This is a genomic window from Puia dinghuensis, from assembly GCF_014642875.1.
GTDB lineage: Bacteria > Bacteroidota > Bacteroidia > Chitinophagales > Chitinophagaceae > Puia > Puia dinghuensis.
Map to the genome: position 1 here is coordinate 433617 of NZ_BMJC01000002.1, position 21992 is coordinate 455608.

The 21992-nt window shown below is 54.4% G+C and carries 14 protein-coding genes; 6 read left to right on the plus strand and 8 right to left on the minus strand.

Translation table 11 applies throughout. The features are described 5' to 3' along the window. The first annotated feature begins 21 nt into the window (after positions 1-21). Together IEY39_RS10055 and IEY39_RS10060 are read left to right on the plus strand one after the other, a co-directional pair. Positions 22-1671: a SusD/RagB family nutrient-binding outer membrane lipoprotein gene (locus IEY39_RS10055; protein ID WP_188931049.1), complete on the plus strand. Its 1650-nt coding sequence runs from the start codon at positions 22-24 to the stop codon at positions 1669-1671. A gap of 22 nt (positions 1672-1693) precedes the next feature. Then, a complete protein-coding gene (locus IEY39_RS10060) occupies positions 1694-2491 on the plus strand; it encodes a DUF4397 domain-containing protein (protein ID WP_188931052.1) in 798 nt (265 codons plus the stop codon). A gap of 50 nt (positions 2492-2541) precedes the next feature. Here the strand turns inward: IEY39_RS10060 and IEY39_RS10065 are convergent, their stop codons facing one another. Continuing rightward, positions 2542-3972: a spore maturation protein gene (locus IEY39_RS10065; protein ID WP_188931054.1), complete on the minus strand. Its 1431-nt coding sequence runs from the start codon at positions 3970-3972 to the stop codon at positions 2542-2544. 77 nt (positions 3973-4049) lie between these two features. Here IEY39_RS10065 and ychF point away from each other — a divergent pair, with 77 nt between their 5' ends. After that, positions 4050-5150 carry a redox-regulated ATPase YchF gene (gene ychF, locus IEY39_RS10070; RefSeq protein WP_188931056.1) on the plus strand — a complete coding sequence of 367 codons (1101 nt, stop codon included), beginning with the start codon at positions 4050-4052 and terminating at the stop codon, positions 5148-5150. 12 nt (positions 5151-5162) lie between these two features. Here ychF and IEY39_RS10075 read toward each other — a convergent pair whose 3' ends face one another. Beyond that, positions 5163-7988: a TonB-dependent receptor gene (locus IEY39_RS10075; RefSeq protein ID WP_188931058.1), complete on the minus strand. Its 2826-nt coding sequence runs from the start codon at positions 7986-7988 to the stop codon at positions 5163-5165. A 96-nt stretch (positions 7989-8084) separates the two neighbouring features. On the opposite strand from IEY39_RS10075, the gene IEY39_RS10080 reads away from it, so the two are divergent. Further along, positions 8085-9011 carry a phosphoribosylaminoimidazolesuccinocarboxamide synthase gene (locus tag IEY39_RS10080; RefSeq protein WP_188931060.1) on the plus strand — a complete coding sequence of 309 codons (927 nt, stop codon included), beginning with the start codon at positions 8085-8087 and terminating at the stop codon, positions 9009-9011. A gap of 54 nt (positions 9012-9065) precedes the next feature. Here the strand turns inward: IEY39_RS10080 and IEY39_RS10085 are convergent, their stop codons facing one another. Next, the gene (locus tag IEY39_RS10085) at positions 9066-10469 is read right to left on the minus strand and encodes a sensor histidine kinase (RefSeq protein WP_188931062.1); all 1404 of its coding nucleotides are present in this window, start codon (positions 10467-10469) and stop codon (positions 9066-9068) included. Positions 10470-10867: 398 nt separating this feature from the next. On the opposite strand from IEY39_RS10085, the gene IEY39_RS10090 reads away from it, so the two are divergent. After that, positions 10868-12097, plus strand: coding sequence for a CehA/McbA family metallohydrolase (locus IEY39_RS10090; RefSeq protein WP_188931064.1), 1230 nt, complete (start codon positions 10868-10870; stop codon positions 12095-12097). A 59-nt stretch (positions 12098-12156) separates the two neighbouring features. Here the strand turns inward: IEY39_RS10090 and trhO are convergent, their stop codons facing one another. Both trhO and IEY39_RS10100 read right to left on the minus strand, forming a co-directional pair. Next, entirely contained in the window at positions 12157-13200 is a 1044-nt protein-coding gene (gene trhO / locus IEY39_RS10095; protein WP_188931065.1) for an oxygen-dependent tRNA uridine(34) hydroxylase TrhO, read from the minus strand. Between the two features lie 63 nt (positions 13201-13263). Continuing rightward, positions 13264-15813 carry a DUF5686 and carboxypeptidase regulatory-like domain-containing protein gene (locus IEY39_RS10100; protein WP_188931066.1) on the minus strand — a complete coding sequence of 850 codons (2550 nt, stop codon included), beginning with the start codon at positions 15811-15813 and terminating at the stop codon, positions 13264-13266. A gap of 95 nt (positions 15814-15908) precedes the next feature. Between IEY39_RS10100 and IEY39_RS10105 the strand changes: the two genes are divergently transcribed. After that, positions 15909-17840, plus strand: a complete 1932-nt coding sequence (locus IEY39_RS10105) for a tetratricopeptide repeat-containing sensor histidine kinase (protein ID WP_188931067.1) — start codon at positions 15909-15911, stop codon at positions 17838-17840. Here the strand turns inward: IEY39_RS10105 and IEY39_RS10110 are convergent. The 3 genes from IEY39_RS10110 to IEY39_RS10120 form a co-directional block, all read right to left on the minus strand. Continuing rightward, on the minus strand, positions 17812-18168 hold the full coding sequence (locus tag IEY39_RS10110; protein WP_229688856.1) for a hypothetical protein: 357 nt from the start codon (positions 18166-18168) through the stop codon (positions 17812-17814). The two genes, IEY39_RS10105 and IEY39_RS10110, sit on opposite strands and share 29 nt — an antisense overlap. 13 nt (positions 18169-18181) lie before the next feature. Further along, entirely contained in the window at positions 18182-20647 is a 2466-nt protein-coding gene (locus tag IEY39_RS10115; RefSeq protein ID WP_188931068.1) for a penicillin acylase family protein, read from the minus strand. Between the two features lie 196 nt (positions 20648-20843). Further along, on the minus strand, positions 20844-21959 hold the full coding sequence (locus tag IEY39_RS10120; protein ID WP_188931069.1) for an aminotransferase class I/II-fold pyridoxal phosphate-dependent enzyme: 1116 nt from the start codon (positions 21957-21959) through the stop codon (positions 20844-20846). Between the last annotated feature and the right edge of the window lie 33 nt (positions 21960-21992).

Consider the following 21992-nt stretch of genomic DNA (forward strand, 5'->3'; position numbering starts at 1 on the left):
ATCAATCTCAAATCTTCTTTTATGCGATATAAATTATCTACAGCGATCCTCCTATTCAGTGCCGGGTTCCTGCTGTTCGCGGCTTCCTGTTCTAAAAAGATCGATGAGGCCTACCAGAACCCCAACGCCTCGGTCGTCGAGCCCGTTGAAACCCTCCTGGCCCCCGTCATCGACGGCTTCTCCTATTACTACACCGCCAACGGTAGTGGCTATGGCCTCATGGGCGACGGTTTGTACCTGGGCCGCTATATCCAGTACTGGGGCATCACCACCAACGGCGATAGCTACGGCGAAATGGGCCCGGTCATCGGGGCATCCGACCTCACCGGCTCCATCTGGGCTACGGTATATTACGGTCAGGGGCAGAATGTGAACAAGATCATCGAATGGGGGACCCAGCAGCAAAAATGGGATTATGTCGGCGTAGCCTGGGCCATCCGCGCCTGGGGCTGGCTGACACTTACCAACCAGTACAGCGACGCTCCATTGCAACAGGCTTTCAACACCAGCCTGTCCCAGTTCAAATACGATTCACAAGCGCTGTTCTACGATAGCGCGCGCGTCATCGCCCAGCGCGCCATCAGCTTCCTGAGCCGTACCGACGGCAATGTCAGCCAGTCCAACCTGGCAAAAGGCGACTACTACTTCTTCAACGGCGACGTCAACAAATGGAAGAAATTCGCCTATGGTGTCCTGGCGCGGAGCTACAACGACCTCAGTAATAAAGCCCTCTATGCACAGAATGACTACGTGGACTCGGCTATCAAGTACGCCAGCCTGTCCATGGCCAGCAACGCCGACAACGCGATGTGTAAATTTCAGGGCGGCACCACCTCCGCGGTGAATAACTTTTATGGTCCGTTCAGAGGCAACGTGGGTAGCTACCGGCAGGGCCAGTATATTTCCGACCTGATGTCGGGCAATAACCCCCAGATGTTCACGGGCGTCTTCGATCCCCGCACACCTTATATGTTGCGCGAGAACACCAACGGAACATACAAAGGTTTTACGCCCTGGCTGGGAACAAGCGGCCTCGCACCCGGTGACTACCCGCAAAACTACTGGGGAAATGCAACAGCCACTGCCACCACGCCGCCTGCCGTTAACAACAGCCGCTATATCTTCCAGGATACCGGGGAATACCCGATGATGACCGCCTCCGAAATGCAATTCATCCTGGCCGAATCCTATCTCCGGAAAAAGAACCAGGCCTCGGCACTCAACGCCTATACCAATGGCATTAGCATGAACTTCGATATGCTCACCAGCGTCTTTCCGCAAAACATCCCCAACGCCAAAGTGATCACGCCTGCTTCCAAAGCGGCTTATCTCGCCAACCCGGCCGTCGTCCCGGCCGCCGGCGGGCTGACCCTCTCGCATGTCATGCTGCAAAAATACATCGCCCTGTATGGCTGGGGAGTCCATGAAACCTGGACGGATATGCGAAGATACCATTACACCGATCTTGATCCCGTCACCGGCAACCAGGTCTATGCCAATCTGGTCGTTCCTTCCGGCATCTACCTCTACCCCACCAACGCCGGTAAGCTGGTCTACCGCTGTAAGCCCAGGTATAACTCGGAATACCTCTATGATGTTCCCGAACTGACAAGAATTGGCGCAGAGAACCCCAATTACAACACCTATGAAATGTGGTTCTCCCAACAATAATTCACCGTCAAAATCAACAACAATGAAAAAGATCAATATACTGGTCATCCTCGCAGCGGCGCTCACCGGCCTCTTCTCCTGCAAACGGGATATGGCCCTCAAGGATCCCGCGAACAGCCCTGCCGGCAGCGCGTTTATTTCGCTCATCGACGTTTCCCCCAATCTCGACAACGTGCTCAATGCCAGCGCCGACACGTTCAATGTCCTGTTCAACGGCGTCAAAGTCACCGGCAATACCCCGGGTACCGCTGCAGCCATGACCTTTGGCTCCATCTATCCCTTTGCCGGCACCGCCAACGGTTATGCAGCCGTGCCCGCCGGCAATCAGCAGATAGAATTTGTCAAAGGCTTCAATACCCTCGACTCCCTGGTGCTGGCCACTTTTCATGAGACCCTCACCGCCGGTCAGTACTACACTTTCATGATCACGGATTCCATCAACTCCACCCGGGATTCCGCCCGGATGTTCATCAAGGATGTCCTGCCGCCGGACACGTTGGGCTTTTACAACCTGCGCTTTGTAAATGCCGCCTGGAACGATACGGCAGGCATCGACATCTGGTCTAAAAGGAACAGCGGGAACATCTATACCAACGCAAAGCCGGGTACTATCACGGGCTTTTCCGCCTATGCCTCCAACTGGTTGTTGAGCGATACGCTTTTCGTACGCCGCACGGGCACCCACATCGGCCTCGACACCCTCAATACCCAATACTTTTATCAGCTGAGGTCCTATACCCTCGTTTATAAAGGAAATGCACTTAGCAATAAGAAGACCGACCCTAAGCGAAGACACCTGATCGCCTACGTAAACCAATGATTTTTCGGTTAAGGCGTCACATGAGAGAGCCCCGCGCAAGCGGGGTTTTTTTATTTCCCAAAGAATAAATAACAAAGAAAAATAGAGCTCAACACACTCACCACTTCCGCCAGCAGCATCGCCGGAATAGCATACCGTGTATTGCGCACAGCTACAGACCCAAAATACACCGCCACGACATAAAATACCGTCTCCGACGACCCCTGCATGATGCCCGACAACCGGGCCGCAAAAGAATCAGGCCCAAACGTATGCATCGTATCCACCAGCATCCCCCTCGCCCCGGCCGATGTCAACGGCTTGATCAACGCCGTCGGCATCCCGTCCACCCATCGGGTGTCTGCGCCAAACGCCGAAGCCAGATGCCGTATCCCACCCATCACCGTATCGAACGTTCCACTCACCCGGAGCAGGCTTATTGCTGCCAGCATCCCCACCAGGTAGGGAATAATGCGCACCGCTGTGTCGAACCCGCCCTTCGCCCCCTGCACAAATGCCCCAAAGATGTCGATCTTCTTATACACCGCCGCCCCGACGATCAGAAAAAAGATCAGCAGGATGATTCCCCCGCTAAGTGCCCGTGAAAATACCTGTACATGGTCGGCCGTCAGGCTCCGCAGATAAAGGACAAGCGCAGTAATGATCACCGAGATCCCGCCCACCCAGAGAAGGATGGCAGGCTGGAATACATTGATGCGTTGCCAGGCCGCTACGATACACATCGAAGCCACCGTCGTAATAAAGGTGGCGATCACTATCGGTACAAAGATATCCGTCGGATCGGGCGCATGCATCGACGCCCGCAGAGCGATCATACTCACCGGGATCACCTGCAGCCCCGAAGCATGCAGGCAAAGGAACATGATCTGGCTGTTGGATGCCGTCTCCGGATGGGGATTTATCTCCTGCAGGCTATCCATCGCCTTCAGCGCAAAAGGCGTCGCCGCATTGTCCAGCCCCAGCAGGTTAGCCGAAAAATTCATCACCATATGCCCCATCGCCGGATGCCCCTTGGGAACATCGGGGAAAAGTTTCGAAAAAAATGGACCCGTCACCCTCGCCAGCCAACGCATCCCACCCGCCGCCTCGGCAATAGTCACCAATCCCATAAACACCGCCATGATGCCTATAAGCCCCAGGGCAAGCGTCACCGCATTCTTACAGGTCTCGATAAGCCCATCCGCCTTCTGCACCACATACCCCTGCGCGGCACCCGCAGCAGCCGCCGACCCCGCCACTCCCGCGGCACCCACCGGCCCCGCAACACCCGCACCCGGCCCCTTCGCGCTATCCGTCCGCCCGGCAACACCCGCGGAACCCACACCGGCCACCACGGGCGCCGCGATCCGCACCGTATCCCCCGCCTTCCCCGTCACCATCTGCCCAAAGATCTCCTTGTCCGCCGGCACGAACACATACCGTATCCCCGCCACCACGATAGATATTAAAATAAAAGCTGCCCAAATCCTGCTTAAAGCCATGGTAACCCATTATTTACATGTTAACGCCCTGAAATTAGCATTAATTGCCTAATATTGCGGCCTCAAAGAAGGATTTTATGGCTTTACAAGCAGGCATCGTAGGCTTACCGAATGTGGGAAAATCAACATTGTTCAACGCCGTCAGCAACAGCGCCAAAGCACAGGCCAGCAATTACCGGTTCTGCACCATCGAACCCAACACCGGGCTCGTAGACGTCCCCGACGAACGGCTCGATAAGCTGGCCGGATTCGTAAAGCCCGAACGCATCGTCCCGACCCAGGTCGCCATCGTCGACATCGCCGGACTGGTAAGAGGCGCCAGCAAGGGTGAAGGGCTGGGCAATAAATTCCTGGCCAACATCCGTGAAGTAGACGCCATCATCCACGTCATCCGCTGCTTCGAAGACGAGAACATCCTCCGCGACGAAGGCCCCATCAACCCCGTCGGCGACAAAGAGATCATCGATACCGAACTGCAGTTGAAAGACCTCGAAAGCGTCGAGAAGAAATTCTCCCGCGTCGAAAAAATGCTAAAGACGGGCGACCCCAAGATAAAGGCCGAATATGAGACCCTTAAGCGGTGCAAGGACCACCTCGAACAAGGCAAGTCCATCCGGGAACTATCCCTCAGCAAGGAAGAGCGGACAGCCATCGCCGATCTCTTCCTGCTCACCGAAAAATCGGTGCTCTATGTCGCCAACGTCGACGAAGCCTCGATGCATACGGGTAACAAATTCTCCGAAGCCCTGAAAGCCGCCGTCGCCGGCGAGAATGCCCAGGTGATCGTGATGAACAACTCCATCGAAGCGCAGATCTCCGAAATGGAAGACCCTGCGGATAGGGAATTATTCATGGAAGAATACAAGATGACCGAACCCGCCCTCAGCAAGCTCATCCGCAGCGTTTATAAATTACTCGATCTGGCCACTTATTTCACCGCCGGCGTACAGGAAGTCCGCGCCTGGACCATCCACGAAGGCTGGAAAGCCCCCCAGGCCGCCAGCGTCATCCACACCGACTTCGAAAAAGGGTTTATAAAAGCCGAGGTCATCGCCTACAAAGACTTCATCCAATACGGATCGGAAGCCGCCGCCCGTGACGCCGGAAAGCTCCGCATCGAAGGAAAGGACTACGTCGTCAAAGACGGCGACGTGATGCACTTCAGATTTAATGTCTGATCCGGCTCATCACTAGAGAATATTATACCCAAAGCTTATGTAATATAAGCCGCCAATATTCGCATTCCCAATCGCATCCACATAATACTTATTCAACAGATTCGTCGCCCCGATCTTTATCACACTGCTCGTCATATGCGGTATCTTCATACTCACCTGCGCATCCAGCGTCCCAAACGCCGGCGTGATCCCCGTAATGAACGATGACTGATACAGGTACTCCTGCTGCCAGCGATACGTCACATTAAATCCATAATACTTTGCGATCGTATAATTCGCAAACGACAGGTTAAATTTATTCTTCGGCGTATTGAAATCCGTCTGCTGGCCATTGCTGGCATCGGAGATATTGTTGTACGCATAGTTGGCGCCGGCAATATACCCGCCGGGCAGCCGGTAATCCAGGCTGATACCCGCACCCACCGTGTTCACCTTGGTGGTGCTGTTGGTATACAACCCAAAGGTATTGGCGGCATTCTGGACATACGAACCCGTAGCGAACGGATCCTTCACCAGCACCGTCAACCCGATGAAATTCGTATACTGCGCATAGAACCCGTACACATCGATGAGCAGCTTATCCGCGATCACCCCTTTATAACCCAATTCCCACGAAGCCACCGTCTCGGGCTTGAACTGCTGATACTGATAGGCGCTGCCCAGCTGACCCGTAGCCGCAAATCTGTTCAGCGTAGCCGTATCATAGGTATGCCCGTCGTTGAGGCCATAATAGCTGATAAACTGCGGCAACCCGCCGATGAGCCTCGCCGACCCTGTCTGCAGGTTGATAAACTGGTTCTGCGTGGACGGGAAACGATAGGCCGTCTGGAAGGAAGCCCGGATATAATTGTCCTTGGCTATCTTGAACAAGGCCGTAAACCGCGGTGTAAACCGGTCCTTGAAATTGGAGTTCTTGTCCCACCGAACCGCTCCCGTCAACTTCAGGACATCGTCGAAGAAGGCCCGCTGCAATTGCGCAAAAGCGCCCGACTCGTTGATATTGATCCGTCCCGCCGTGTCGGCAAAGATGGTCCCGTGACTGTTCAGTACGAATTCCCGGGTGCTTGCGCCAACCGTGACATCTACCGTGTGCTCGACATCCCCGAAATTATACATGGCATCCCCGGCATACAGGTTGGTCTGATCGTTGAACTTCCCGCCATAGGGAATAGCATTGTTCTTCAGCGTACCGAAGGCGGTGTTGAAGCCTACCGAACCCGGCTGGAACCGGCCCGCATCCGCAAACCCCCTGGCCGCATTGCTGGCAGTCAGATAGGCCTGGTTCCCGCTCTGGCCGGCTCCATACGCCTGCTGAAGGGCCTGGGCATACGCGCCGAGATAGGTTGCTGCCCAACCAGTCTGCCCCCCCGTCGGCAAATAAGCCTCATTCATCAGCGTAGCCACCGCTACCATGTCATAGGAATCACCCGCATTCTCCTGCGTGGTATAGGCCCGTACATAGAAGTGCTCGCCTTTGATCTCCGCTTTATACTGACCGATCTTCACATTCTTCAGGCTATAGCGGTCCGTACCCTGGTATACAGTGCTGGCCATCCCAAAATTGCCCGTCAGACTCAGCGTCGTACCCGGGGTCACCTTGTAATAGAGACCGCCGGATACTTTAAAGTTATAGGCATCGTAATTCGTAAGCGCCTTCTCCGCATAACCCGTCCGCGAAACATTCGAATTGGCAGGCGTCAGCGCAGATGCCTGGGCCGCGCCCTGCGACAGGGCCGTGTATTTCGCAGCATCGGCAGCATCCCCCGCGGCAGCATATGCTGCGGCGGCAGCGGCATATTGCTTCGATGCATTGCTAAGCGCCGACTTCACGTTGAAATACGCACTCTCATCCCCGTATACATTGATCCCGTCATAATCGGGTGCGGTGCTGTGATCCTTGTCCGAAGTGATCAGGCCCGTGACAGGATGATAATCCCGGGTGTCACTCGCCATCCAGTCCGTCCCCTTGGTATAATCTCCGGAGATGCGGAAGGCAAATTTGTTGTTAAACGCCTGGGCATACCGCGCCCCGACATTATAAAAAGGTTTGGCGCTGCTCTGGTCGTCGCCGATATGGTTCACCCCCTGCTTGTACTGGGCGCTGAAGCCCTGGTATTTGAAGGGGTCCTTGCTCGTCATCAGCAGGGTACCCGTCATCCCGCCCGACCCATACAACACAGACGAAGCACCCGGCAGCAACTCGACATTGTCCAGATCGAGTTCGGAAAGACCGACGATATTGCCGACGGAGAAGTTCAAACCCGGCGCCTGGTTGTCCATCCCATCCACCAGTTGGTTCATCCGCAGGTTACCGCTGCCGTTGAACCCCCTCGTACCGGGCGTCTTGAACAACATGGAAGAGGTGACCACGTCCACCCCCTTCAGGTTCGCGATAGCGTCATAAAAAGAAGGCGCCGGAACGTTGTGAGCCTCCGCCGCGCCGATTCGCTCGATGGACACCGGTGACTCCAGGCTGCGAATCGCGGCCCGTGTGGCGGATACGACGACCTCCCGCCCCAATGTCGAGGACGGCACAAGGTCCACCGTCAACGCCTCACCCGTGCCGGTGACATTCACCTCCTGGGTCTGATAGCCAATGGAGGAAAAAACAAGGACGAATGGCGGTTGCTGTGTGACTGAAAGTCTGAAATTCCCCCGGCCGTCCGTAATCGTACCGATGGATGTGCCTTTGATGGTTACACTCACCGCCGGAACAATATCTTTTGTCGTCGATTGCCTGACCGTTCCGGTCAGCGTAATAGGGGTCTGGGAAAAAGCAGATAGGGAAACTAGGATGGACATGGCCAGTACAGCCTGTAGTCGTATGATATTTCTCATTGCGCAAGTTTTCGTTATACCAAAATACACATTGTAATGTTGACCTGAAAATTTAATTTTGCGCAAAAGGCGCCCTAACGAGCGCCCCGACCTATTATGAAGCAATTGCAATTCCCTCATCAGACGAATTTCTACCGCGGCAAGGTCCGCGATGTCTATACGATATCCGAAAATTGGCTGGTTATGATCGCCTCCGATCGCATCTCGGCCTTCGATGTCATCCTTCCCCGTCCCATCCCCTATAAAGGGCAGGTTCTCAACCAGATCGCCGCTTACATGTTAAAGGCCACAAGCGACATCTGCCCCAATTGGCTCGTGGATACACCCGCCCCCAACGTCGCCATCGGCCGCAAATGCATCCCTTTTCGCGTAGAGATGGTCGTCAGAGGCAACCTCACAGGCCATGCAGCCCGCACATACCATTCAGGCAAACGGGAATTATGCGGGGTACCCCTCCCCGATGGGATGAAGGAAAACGATTACTTCCCCACCCCCATCATCACCCCCTCCACAAAAGCCGAAGTGGGACACGACGAAGACATCAGCAGGGATGAGATCATCCGTCGCGGCCTCGTAAGTGAAAACGACTATGCCCAGCTGGAAAAATACACCCTTGCGCTCTTCGCCCGGGGCCGGGAGCTGGCTGCCCAACGCGGACTCATCCTCGTGGACACCAAATATGAGTTTGGAAAGATTGACGATACCATCTATCTGATGGACGAAATTCATACCCCCGACTCCTCACGCTATTTCTATGCAAAAGGGTTTGAAGAGCGGCAGGCCAAAGGCGAAAAACAACAACAGCTGAGCAAGGAATTTGTAAGGGAATGGCTCATCGCTAACAATTTCATGGGGAAAGAAGGACAGACGGTGCCGGAAATGACAGACGAGTGGGTCGATACCATCAGCAAGCGCTATATCGAACTGTACGAGCAGGTCATCGGCCAGCCCTTCCACCCCCAAACATTAAGCGACGAGGAAACCTACCAGCGTATCATATATTCATTGAGCAATCTGAGCTAACCCGCCGCATCTGCCTACGCCCCTCACGCATCGGCCCGGTCCTTTGGCAGGGCGCTAACCCGCCGCATTTGGCTCAACCCCACCCTTTGGCAGCGTAAAGGAGAAGGTACTGCCCTTCCCCGGCTCGCTCTCGATGCGCATCCGTCCTCCGTTGCGGGAAAGAAACTCCTTGCAAAGCATCAGCCCCAGCCCCGTCCCGGCTTCCCCACCCGTCCCCCGGGTAGTAAAATAATTTTCGTCCAGCAGCTTCCGCAACCCTTCAGGGCTGATCCCCGTCCCGGTATCCTGCACCAGCACTTCAATATACGAACGCATCTCCCTCGCCTCGATCTGGATCGAACCCGACTCGGGGGTAAACTTTATCGCATTGGAAAGCAGGTTACGCAACACCAGGTTGATCATATCTCTGTCGGCATAGACATACACCGGGCGCTCCATCTTGCTGCAGATATAGATATGCTTGGCATCCGCCTGCAGCCGCAACAACTGCAACACCTCCTTCGTGATGCGCGAAATATCCAGTAGCTGCGGCTTGACGGATTCAGCCTGCATTTGACTCTTGGCCCATTGCAGGAGGTTCTCCATAAGCCCCGTCGTATAGGTAAGCTCGTTAACCACCTCCGGGATGAGGATCTTTATCTCATCCCCTGGGAGATCGTACAGCTGCACATTGCGAAACAGGTTGCGAAGGGCGTACAGCGGGGATTTGAGGTCGTGGGCGATGATGGAAAAAAGCCTGTTCTTAAGCGTATTCAGTTCGGTCAGCTGGTGAGTCTGCTCTTCCAGCAACGCAGCCTTGCCCGTGATATCCGCTTTCTGCCGTAGTATCTTGAGATTGCTCCGGCGCAGCTGCCAGTTCTTGTCGCGGGTCTGGTTCTGGTATCGCGTGTTCTCGTTCTTTATCAGCAGGAGGCCATAGAAGATGAAGAAGACGGCAAGCAGGTGGTTGAAAAGATAGAAATAGTAGTTTTGTTTCTCCAGGCTGTAGTTATAGTCCTTCCAGATGGTGGCCACCAGAAAGTAGCAGGCCATCGAAAGCGTAAACGAAAAAACAATGTTGTAAATGTTCTGGAGGAAGAAGACCGAAAGCACCCCGTAAAGGATAAAGAAGAACTCGATCCCCGCATCGATCCGCAGCGCATAACACATTGTCGTTGCCAGCGGATAAAGCGTGAAGTAAAGCAGCCGGCCAAATTCATACTTCTGATAATAGTTGGCCGCCAATACAAAAGTGCTGATCACCGCGGGCGCGGTGGCGGCTAACCAGACAATAGGAGGGAAATGTTTTTCACCAAAAAAGCCCACTAGAGGAATTACCACACCCGCCGACAACCCCAAAAAATTCATCACGTTGAAAATGCCCAGTTTCCGCTTCTCGTAGCTGCCCAGGGAAGGTCTGTACCCGATGTTCCAGACATAGCTTCGTAATCGAATGAAACTTTTTGCCGCCTTGTTCATGGTTCAGAGCCTTGGGTTTAGTTTTGAGGGTCCCAGCAATTAAAGGAATTCGTACCACGTCTCCCGGGCAATCGGGCATGAGCGATTTAGCTACTAAAAAATTATTAAACGTACGAAATACACTTTTTGTTGGATGTAAATTTATTTCATTTTAACTGAAACAAAAACTACTACACATATACCACTTTAATAAATCGTAAAGAGCACCCAGGACAAACTTCCACCCGATACGTCTCTTTCCTCGCCCGCAAAAGCCCTGGTGTGGCCTCTTTCAACCCCGAAACTGGCCGAATAAGGTCACTTCGGAGTACGAATATACAATTTACTAATACCCCCGCGTAGTCATTCTCTGTCTGCCATTCGTCTTACTACAGTCCGAACACAACAACCATCACACCATGATCTTTCATAAAAGAACTTTCCCGCGCATCCACGTCCTTTGTATTGGCCTCCTGGGAATCCTGACAACCGTCATCCCTCATCCCGCCCGGGCCCAGTCGACCCACGTCAGCCCCTGGGCGCCCACCGAACTCGGCCCCTTACCCCCCATCGCCCCGATCACCAACGGAGTGTGGCTCAAGGGCGACCTCCATGTGCATTCCCGGCATAGTAAGGAATCCTCTAACAACCCCATTGCAAAGATCATCTCGTTTTCCCTATCTGTAGGCATGGACTATGTCTGCATCACCGATCACGACAACCACGTGGAGGGTGATGTCGCCCATAACACCTGGGCAGACCCCGAATTCAAGTCCGACTCCCTGTTGCTGCTCTATGGGGCCGAATGGACAACGACCCGCGGCCATGGCAATGTCTTCTCCGCCCGGCCTTACGACCACCAGCGGCTTTACGATGTCCGCGATCAGCGCGACATCGTCATCGGCGCTATCGTCAAAGAGCTTGGCATTCACCTGTCCGCCAACCACCCCAGCGGAAAAGACCACTTCGGTTATTCTTATGACATGGTGAGATCCATCGAGGTCTGGAATTCCGCCATCTGGAGCAGGAATGCCAATGCAATCATGATCTGGGATGACATGCTCTCATCGGGCCGCAAACTTACCGGCCGTGGTGGAAGCGACGCCCATCACGGTACCCCGGAGACACCCGACAAGGCGACAAAAAACAGCTACCAGGCCAAAGCCAACTACGTCGGTACGCCGACAACCTGGGTCTTCGCCACCGCGCGGACGCCACAGGCCGTAGTCGACGCGCTCACCAACGGACGGGTCTCCGTCAGCGCGAACCCCTTTGCACCCCGCGTCGAGTTCTATGCCGATCTCGATCGGGATGGTAAAATGGATATGATGATGGGTGATAATGCAAAGGCGAATGGCAAGCCCGTTACTTTCCGCGTGCAGCTGTCAGGGAATACGGTTCCCGGAGCAACATATACGGTAAAGGTGGTAAAAAACGGGGACGACTTCGACAGCCTGAAGATCACCGGCGGCAACACCCCTTTCGTCGAGTTCACCGATACCCCGGCCACGCTTGGCAGAACGTACTATCGTGTCACGGTCGAAGGGCCGCCAACACCCTATCCGCAAGTTCCCGGGTCAATGGCGCTCAGCGGCAACATGGTCGGGCTGTCCAACCCCATCTACTTCAACTTCGATCCAAATTTCTAGCCGCCGCCGCCAACTTCCGATCCCACACTCACCCGTCGCCGCCCCGGATGGCCGCGTCCCTACCCTCCCGCGCCCTTTTTACCCAACCGCATCCGGTTGCGCGACTTATTAAAGACGTGCAACCCCTTTTCGGTTCCCTTCCGCTGAGCCCGCCGTTCCTCAGCAGGAAGCCGCATCGCCTCCTGGCATTCGGAACTGCAACACCCTTCATACTTCTCGGCGCAGGCCGGACACTGGATAAAAAGCAGGTGACAGGCCTCATTGCGGCAATTGGTATGCGTGTCGGCAGGCTGTCCGCACTGGTGGCAGTGCGCGATGACGTCTTCGCTGATGCGCTCGCCAAGCCGGTCGTCAAAGACAAAATTCTTCCCGCGAAACTTGTTCTCCAACCCCTGCTCCTTCACGGTATTGGCGTAGTGGATGATCCCGCCTTCGAGATGAAATACGTTGTTGAACCCCTTGTGCAGCAGGTAGGCGCTGGCCTTCTCACACCGGATGCCCCCCGTGCAATACATGATGATGGTGCGGTCCTTGTCCTCTTCGAGCATCTCTGCAGACATCGGCAACTGCTCGCGAAAAGTGTCGGACGGAACCTCGATAGCCTTGTCGAAATGTCCCACCTCATACTCATAGTGATTGCGCATATCCACCACGATGGTGCCGGGGTTGTCGGTAAGCCGGTTGAAAGTGACCGCATCGACATACTTCCCTTTCCGCCGCATATCGAAACCCGGGTCGTCGATGCCATCCGCAACGATCTTGTCGCGCACCTTTATCTTCAACACCCAAAACGACTTCCCATCGTCATCGACGGCGACATTAAGCCGCAGGTCCTGCAAACCGGGCCACCCGTTCAGCAGGGTCCGCAACTCTTCAAACCGGGGTTGCGGCACACTGATCTGTGCATTGATACCTTCGGCCGCCACATAGATCCGCCCAAACACCTTCAACGCCGAAAGCGCCTTATACAACTCATCCCGGAAATCCCTGGGATGGTCTATCGGAAAATATCGGTAAAAGGAAATAGTCGTCCGCGCATCGGACTCCCGGTACAAACGTTCTTTCAACTCCTTCTGGGAGACGCGGTTATGTAGTGAAGCCATAGGCAAAATTACATAAAATTCGCGTCAGGCGCACGTCAGAGCGGACGGCCCATTCCCCACACCTCAGCGCTGGCGATCGCCCCTCAACCCATCCCCCAGCAACCCGCCCAATCCGATCCGCACCCCCGTCTGATAATACCGCCCATCCAGCCAGGAAGCAACCACATCCACCCTCAACACCTTGAAGATATTCTCCAGTCCCCAGAACATCTCCTCATAATGGTTGTCCTTCCGCACATAAAAAGCATTCGCCCCGCCATCCAGAAACCAGTTGAGCCGGCGAAACAGCGGGATCTTATTGGTCAAAAACCCGTTGAAGTGATGCTCGAGATGCCCCGTCGCATAAAAGGAAGCCGTCGTACTATTGGCATAATACGGCGCCACCTGGAAGCTGTTCAGGTATTCACTCGCTATCACCGTCTGGTTGCCGTTGAAATGCTGGTAGTCCTGGATATACACCGCATGCGTGTTCAAAAACCCGCCCACCGACAACCGGTAACGCAGCTCCCCACGCAACCTGAAGTTCATATTATCCCAAACGGAGAACCGCCACTTATCAAAATTCACATCGCTTCCCAGCACCCCCTCCCAACCCTTCGTATAGCTAAGCCCGAAGGTCGGATACTTCGAACCGATGGACACTTTGGAATTTGGGAATTCGATAAACCGCTGCCCTGGCTGGTACTGGAAGTCAACCGTCGTCACCACCGCCTCGTGCCGTGGGAATTGTGTAGACAATTGTTCCACGGGATAGTTGGGAGTGAAGAACCTGCTGTTGTATTTGAAAAGCGAATAATCGAGGGTATTCTCCACCGGCCTCCGGTCTTCATACAACGCCTGCACATGCAGCCGCATGCCGTTGTCGAATCGCGTCGCCGAACCGAGCCGCACAAAATAGTTCTCATAGATCTTCATATAGTTGCGCCGGAAGAGTAAGGTGTACAGTGCGTTCACCGGCTCGGAAATAGGATTCTCGGGATTGAATTGCGACACCCGCTTCCCCCCGGCCAGCGACCAGGTCTGCCGCGAAGCCGACACATCCTCCTCCTCCCGGTTCAACGATCGGCGGTTCAACGTAAGCTCTCCCCAGGCATTCAGCCGGGTGTTGTGAAATCCATATCGGAGATGCGGTGAGAAAGATAGATCACCCACTCCCCCCTTCAATTGTCTGCTCACCGACCCTTCTACTTTCATATTGATCCCTTCCACCGTATTATAACTGATATTTTGCAACAGCGGCGAGAAAGAATACCGCAACGGCCGCGGCTGCCGGAAATTACTCCGGTCAAAACCCGTAAGCAGCAATTGCTCTGGCTTGACGGGGCCCTGCTGCTTCAACAGCGAATCCCGGTTCTTCCGCAAACCCATCGAGTCCTGTTGGTACCGGTAGACACTGTCCCGGATGATATAGTTGGCTTTCTCATCGGGCTCCAGCGGCAGCGGCCGGATGCTGTCCCAATAGGCCAGGGTCTTCTTGTTGCCTGCCGTATCATATTTGATATAGACATTGTCAAAAAACCGTTTTCGAAAGGCCGGTGCAATGTCATAATTATTATAGACATCCAAAAAATTCCCCACCGCGTCGATGCCCAGTAGCTTGAACGTAAAATAAACTACCTGGTTCTTCACCTGCCACACCGCGCCCCCACTTTCAACGGGAGCATAAATTTGTTTGATATTCACCGTGTCGAGAATCTCCAGCTGCGACTCCTTCACCAGCAACAGGTCGAGGCTGTGTATCCGCCACTCGCCATCGACAATATCGATCTTCCCCGAGAAAAGCGGCTCATATTTCCGCCTGGGAATCACCCTTATCTCATTCACCTCCTTTCCATCCTCGAAAAAACTTCCCAGGAATTTGTAGCGATAATAATTCAGCGCCCCATCGGCAATCGGCGAAACAAACCCGCGCGGGTGCATCTTATCCCCCATCACCGTCACATTGTTCTGGTAGAAATTCATAAAGATGGGGATGCTAAAGCCAAACCCGTTGCCGCCACTTTCCCGCCCCGATAAGACTTCCAGTTTTATCTTATCCGGTCGCTTGTACGCCACCTTAGTCAGCGACTCCGATAGATAGAGTATCCCCTTCCCCGCCGAATCGACCCCCAGCGACTTCAAGTCCTTGGCATCTATCTTTTGGCCAAATATCTTTTTCGGCAGCCCCCTCGTCCTTATCTGCGATTTGATATACGCCTCGCAGGTAAAAGAATCAAGTGGGTTCTCATAGTCCCGGCGTTTCTTGATGGCATGCCGGATGATCGCATAGGCCGGGTCTTCCCCGCCGGGCCTCACCACCACTTCCGCCATCGACAACTGCCGCAGCGCCAGCCGGAAATCGAGTACTACGGTTTCATTGCCGACCGTAACCTTTTTCTCCTGCCGGCTATACCCTACATACTGACATACGATGGTATAGCTCCCCGGCGACAGCTCGATACTATACCGGCCATCGCTTCCGGCCGTCACGCCACGTGTGGTTCCCTTTATCAAAATGGAAGAATAAGGCAGCGCATTCCCTTTGTCATCGGTTACAATACCAGTCAACCTGGTAGCATGGACAAAAAGGCTGCAAAAACAGCATACTAATAGGAATAGAAATTTGCGGATCATGATGTAAAAATCCTTATTTTACGGTAAATCCAATTTCGATTGTTGCTAAAAACCCGACCAATATAAAAGCCCAAACCCTTTTTCTAAACCTGCTTATGGGTCTGCTCACCGTCGCTACCACGCGGGCCCAGCATCCGGCCGACCTGTTCGCAAAACTACAGGCAGCCCGCGAAGATACCGATCGCGCCAACATTTATTACACCATTTCCCACTATTATTGGGACATCGACGCCGACAGCGCCCTGCTGATGGGGCAAAAAATGCTCGACATCGCTACCAGGGCCCGGTACACCAAAGGAATGGCGCTGGCCTATCTTACCATGGGCGTTTCCTATGGGACAAAAGGGCTCTATCCCGAAGCCCTGGATTGCGACCTCAAATCCCTGCGCCTCAGCGAACAGCTGGGGCTCGAAGGACTCTCCGGCAACAACTGCGGCAACATCGGCATCATTTATACGGATATGAAGGACTACCCCAAGGCCCTGGACTTTTTCCGGCGTGCCCTGGCCATAGCCCGCCATTTCCCGGAAAAGGAAGGGATAGCCTATAACTATATCAACCTCGGCGAGACCTTTGCCGCTGCTCAACAGCTCGATTCGGCCATCTTTTACTGCAAGGCCGCCCTCGCCATCGCCGAAGAGATCCAGGATGTCACCGGGCTCAGCGCGAGCCTGGACGATCTTGGCGATTACTCTACCCGCAATGGTCAGCCCCGGGAAGCATTGACCTATCTCCAACGGGCGCTGACTATATCCATAAATGCACATGATTTCAATGGGGCTGCCTCTGTACATGTGCATATGGCCGCAGCCTGCTTTGCGCTCAAACAATACCAGCAAGGCATCGCCTTCGCAGCAATGGCCCTGCAGGAAGCACGCAAGGTCCACGCCGGGGAATTCGTCAAGGCCGCTTATCACGAACTTTCTTCCGGTTATGCCGGGCTGCACGAGTTCGATAAAGCCCTCGACTACCGCAACCGCGAGATCGCCCTCAACGACAGCTTATACAATCTGGAAAAAGAAAAACAGATGCGCAGCCTGCAGGCATCTTTCGATCTGGAAAAGAAACAACACCAGCTCGATCTCATCACCAAAGACCGGCTCCTGCAACAGGAAGAGCTGGCCCGCATCCGGATACGCAACTACTTTCTTGCCGGAAGCGTAGCCCTCCTGGCCCTGTGGGCATTCTTCCTGGTAAGGAGCAATGCCCGGCGCAAACAGCTCAACCAGCTGCTCGAGATCCGCAACAAAGAGATCGGGAAAAAGAACCGGCAATTAGAAGAGCTCAACGCCGTAAAGAATAAATTGCTGTCCATCATCGGCCACGATCTGCGCAGTCCCATCGCCACGCTAAAAGGGTTCGTCGACCTTCTCCGCCAATCCACTCTCACCGCCGATCAGATCCACTACTTCAGCCAGAAGATGGGTGAAAACCTCGAAGGAACCAGCCGCCTGCTGGATAACCTGCTGTTCTGGGCCAAGAGCCAGATGGAAGGAATAGAAGTGAATGCCAGTCCCTTCGACATCCACCAGGTGATCGAACAAAACAGCCGCCTCGTCCAAAGCCGCGCCGCTGAAAAGAAGATCAACCTCGTCATCGACGGGGAAGGCCCCACCAACGGCCCCAAGGAAGACTCCGCGCACGGCCCCTCGCCAAAAGCAGCCGCACCCCTGCTCGTCAACGCAGACGAAGTCATGATCGACATGGTCATCCGCAACCTGGTAGAGAACGCCCTCAAATTCTCCCGCGAAGGCGATACCGTCTCCATCACCGCTAACCCCGGAAAATACAACGTGGCCATCACCGTCCGCGACACGGGACAGGGCATCCCGGCTGACCACCAGGACAAGATCTTTCGGTCGATCACCTATACAACGGCAGGAACATCGCGTGAAAAAGGCAGCGGGCTCGGCCTGTCCCTCTGCAAAGAATTGGTGGAAAAGAATGGCGGCAAAATAGGCTTCGTAAGCGAACCCGGCAAAGGCACGGCTTTCACCTTTACCTTGCCCGTCCCCGCGTCAGCATAAAACTCGCAGTGATCGCCCCGCCACCACCGACAAGCGCCCCGATAAAACCCGTCACCAACACCAACAGAATAGACGACCCCTGCAAGTACAGCATACTGGCCACCCGCACCGACAGAATACTGGTATTGGCGGCATCTATCGCCCACGCCAACCCTCCCCAGAGCAGGAAGAGCGCCAGGAAACCGGCAAAGAAGGCAGCCAGCGGCTTTTGCGGGATCAGGGCAATGACGGCAAAGGCCGCCACGGCAATCGTCCACCAGGGAAGAAAAAGCCCGCAGATAAAACTTAGCAGGGCAATAAGAATAATCGATACAAAGAATTTTATCATGTCATCCGCTTTATTAATTGGAAAAATGCATCGCCCACTTGACACGCTGGTCCTTCACCTCTTCGGGCCCCATCACCCAAAGGGGATCGTATTTGCCCGCCGCCCACTTGTCGACAAAAGTATCATAATAGGGACTGCCGGGATTACCGCTCTGACCACCCGGATAGATCCCATACGCTTCGGTCTTATCCGTCAGCTGCACGATCATCCTCCAGCTGGGGCCATGTAATTTCTTGGCCGCATTGATACAATGGACACCCCCGCCGATGGGCAGATGGGTGCGGCTCAGCTCGGGTATCTGCAACAGGTGTCGGGCCCAGGTATCCTTGTTCTTGGCCCAGGTGAGCTTGTCATCTTTTGCAGCCGCCACCAGGTCGGGAATAGCCTGCAGGAAGGCGGTGGTTACCACCTGCTGCAACGTCTCCTTCTCCGCAGTATTGATATTGTCGATAAAGGAATAGGCAGAATCCCGGAGCAACGCCTCCAGCAGGGTGCTCTCATAAGGCCGCATCATCTCCAGGCTCGACTTCGAGAATTCATCGTCATAGATATCCTCGGTAAGATGGTTCCACCAATACTTGAAGATGACGGGCCCCTCTTCGTTGGGATCATCGTTCAAATTCCAGGTGCGGAAGATATTCAGGTAGTTCTTCTCATCTTCGCTAAGCCGGGCCTCATGGATATTGCGCAGCAGCAAGGGCCGGGCCATCTCCGCAAAAATGTCGTAGTTGCACGTTTGCATCGTCATCATATCGGCCGGGGTAATGGAGTTCATGTCGCTTAGCTTGCGGTTGATGATCAGCCCGCGATATTCCGGGTACCCTGCCCCCAGGTAATAGGGATAGGTGGTGTCCACCGGAATTTGGTTGGCGCTGCTGACGAATCCGCGGCCATTGTCGTCGTTGTCCAGCAGCATGGTTGGATTCTCTTCCTGCTTGATATTCCCCTGCCACAGATAGCTGCTATCTTCACCGGGCATGACAAATCGCCCCTGCTCCTTCCACTTGGCGGGAAATTCCCCCTGTTGCCAGATGGCGACGACACCGCTCTTGTCGGCATAAGCAAAGTTCTGCCCCGGGCTCTTAAAGGTGAGAATGGCATCCTTATAATCCGAATAGCTGCGCATCGACTGAAACCTGCTAAAGGTCCTTAGCTCGTTGGAAGGGTCGGCCGGCTTCCAATGAACCGCATAGCTGCGGGTGTTGGTCTCATCGGAAAAGCCGGGGAAGGTCGGGTCGTACATCACCGGACCGAAAACAGTCGTCGCCACCGAATCATAGAAGGGTAACCCATCTTTCACCAGGATGGTATCCACCCGCATCTCTGCCGGTACCCATTTCCCATTATACCAGTATTCCTGGCGGCTCTCGTCTTTGAACTTTATCGAATAATAGTCGCGCACATCCCGCTCGGCATTGGTGATGCCCCAGGCGCAGCTGTCGTTGAATCCGATGATGACATAGGGCGCGCCGGGGAAGGATACCCCATAGACATTATAATCGGGGGTGTGTATCTGCATCTGGTACCAGATAGCCGGGAGATTGGTGCTGAGATGGGGGTCGTTGCAAAGGATCGGCCTGCCGCTAAGCGTCTTCTTCCCGCTGACAGCCCAGTTGTTGCTGCCGTTGTCCTTGTCGGGCTTCGACTCCGCCGCCGTCACCGTCATGGGATGGCCGAGATATAGGCTATCCACCGTAGCCGGCTCCTTTAGCAAAAGTGCAGGTGGCTGAAAGTGCGTCCCCTTCGGGATGATAGGGTCTGCACTATCCTGCGTCTCGGGATAGAGCTTGGCAAAATCCTCCTTGCTGAAAAAACTCCGGGCATTAGTCATCTCGAAATCATTGTCATGCCCGGCAAGATCATAGGCCATGTATTTGACAAAAAGCGCCGTCTTGAGATTGGTCCAGGGCTCGGGGGAATAATTGAGCAGCTTGTATTCGAACGGCAGCTCGCTGGCCTTCAATTGGCTGGTATAGGCGTTGACTCCGGCCGTGTAAGCGTCGCAATCCGCCTTGACAGTGCTGTCTTTCTCCATCTCCGCAAGAGCCGCCCTGGCCGCGGTCACCATGCCCAGGCGACGCATGCTACGGTCGTATTTGATATAGTTGTTGTCCGGGCCCGGCCCAAGAAATTCGCTCACCCGGCCCGCTGCGGCAAAAGTCTGGAACTCCATCTGCCAGAGCCTGAATTTGGCATGCAGATATCCCTGGATATAACAGGCATCATTCTGGCTGGCTGCAAAAACATGGGGGATCAGGTTCTCATCAAAATAAACATCCCCCTTCCCTTTCAATCCCGGCAGCGACACCTGCTCGTCGATATGTTGACCCACCGGCTCGGCATTCTGCCAAAATCCATGTTGGGGACTCAGAAACTGGCCAAAAGGCGGTGTCTTCTTCAAGCCACCCCATTGTCGGTTCAAGCAAATGATAAGGCCGGTGGTCAGGATAAGCGAAAGGAGGAAGGGGATAATTCTCATACCACGGTTATTATGGTTTTATTGGTCGGCTAAAAATAGGCTATTTTTCAATATCCCCACAAGTGGTAATACCACAAAATGGTATTGTCTGATTGCGTGTTTCGTCTCATTTTTGTGTAGGTAAAAACAACGTACTCTTTAATTTAGTTCAGGTGGTTCAGGTAGATGAATAGGCCGGTCTCAGCAATGAGTCGGCTTATTTTTTTAACAATCCTGTTAGCCTGTCCACCTCTTCCTCCGTATTAAAGGAATGTAGTACGATCCTTAACCGCTCGCTTCCCTTCGGCACAGTAGGATACAATATCGGCCGGATATCCAATCCCGCCGCCTGCAGCCTGTCCGCCAGCGCCCTGGCAGCATTATTACCCGGCACGATCACCACCTGTATCGGCGTCCGGCTGTCCAGCCGTTCATAACCGATAGCCGTATCCCGCCACCGGTCGATAAGCCGCTGCAATTGCTCCCGCTGCGCTTGCAGTTCCGGCAACAACGTATAGGCGGCAGCGATGGCCCGCACACTGGCTGGAGGCAACGCCGTCGTATAGATAAAACTCCGCGAAAAATTTATCAGGTAATCCCGAAGCAGCGGACTCCCCAGCACAATGGCGCCATGACAACCCACCGCCTTGCCAAATGTATGGATACGCGCAAAACATTCGTCCTGCAGCCCAAGCGCCTGCACAAGCCCCTCCCCTTTCTCCCCGATGACACCCGTCGCATGCGCCTCGTCGACGATGAGATGTGCATCATACCTGCGGCACAACGCAACCATTGCCGCAAGCGGCGCCTCGTCCCCGTCCATCGAGAACACCGACTCCGTCACGACAAAAATGTTCGGCGCCGCAGCCGCAGCCAATCGCTTCTCCAACTCCCCGCAATCATTATGCGCAAATCCAAATGACTGCGCAAACGATAGGCGCATCCCATCCCTTATGGAAGCATGACTCAACGCATCATACAACACCACATCTCCCCGCTGCGGGATACAGCTCAACACCCCCACATTCGCATCATATCCCGAATTGTAGATCAGGCCCGCCGGCGCCGAATGAAAGACCGCCAACTGCCGCTCTGTCTCTTCGACCAATGAATAATTTCCCGCCAGAAGCCGCGACCCGCCACTGCCATGCGCCAGGGGGGCCATTCCCTCACCCGCCGGCCCAAACCCCCGCTCCAGCAACCCATCTCTCACCACCCCCAGATAATCGTTAGAACAAAAATCCACCTTCCCCTCCGGCAGCCGCAACTGCCGGAAAGCCGCATTCTCCCGCCGTTCGGTCAATTTCCTGTTCAAAAAGCTATCGTTCTGCATGCCAAAATTTCGGACAAACGTACGTAATTTCGC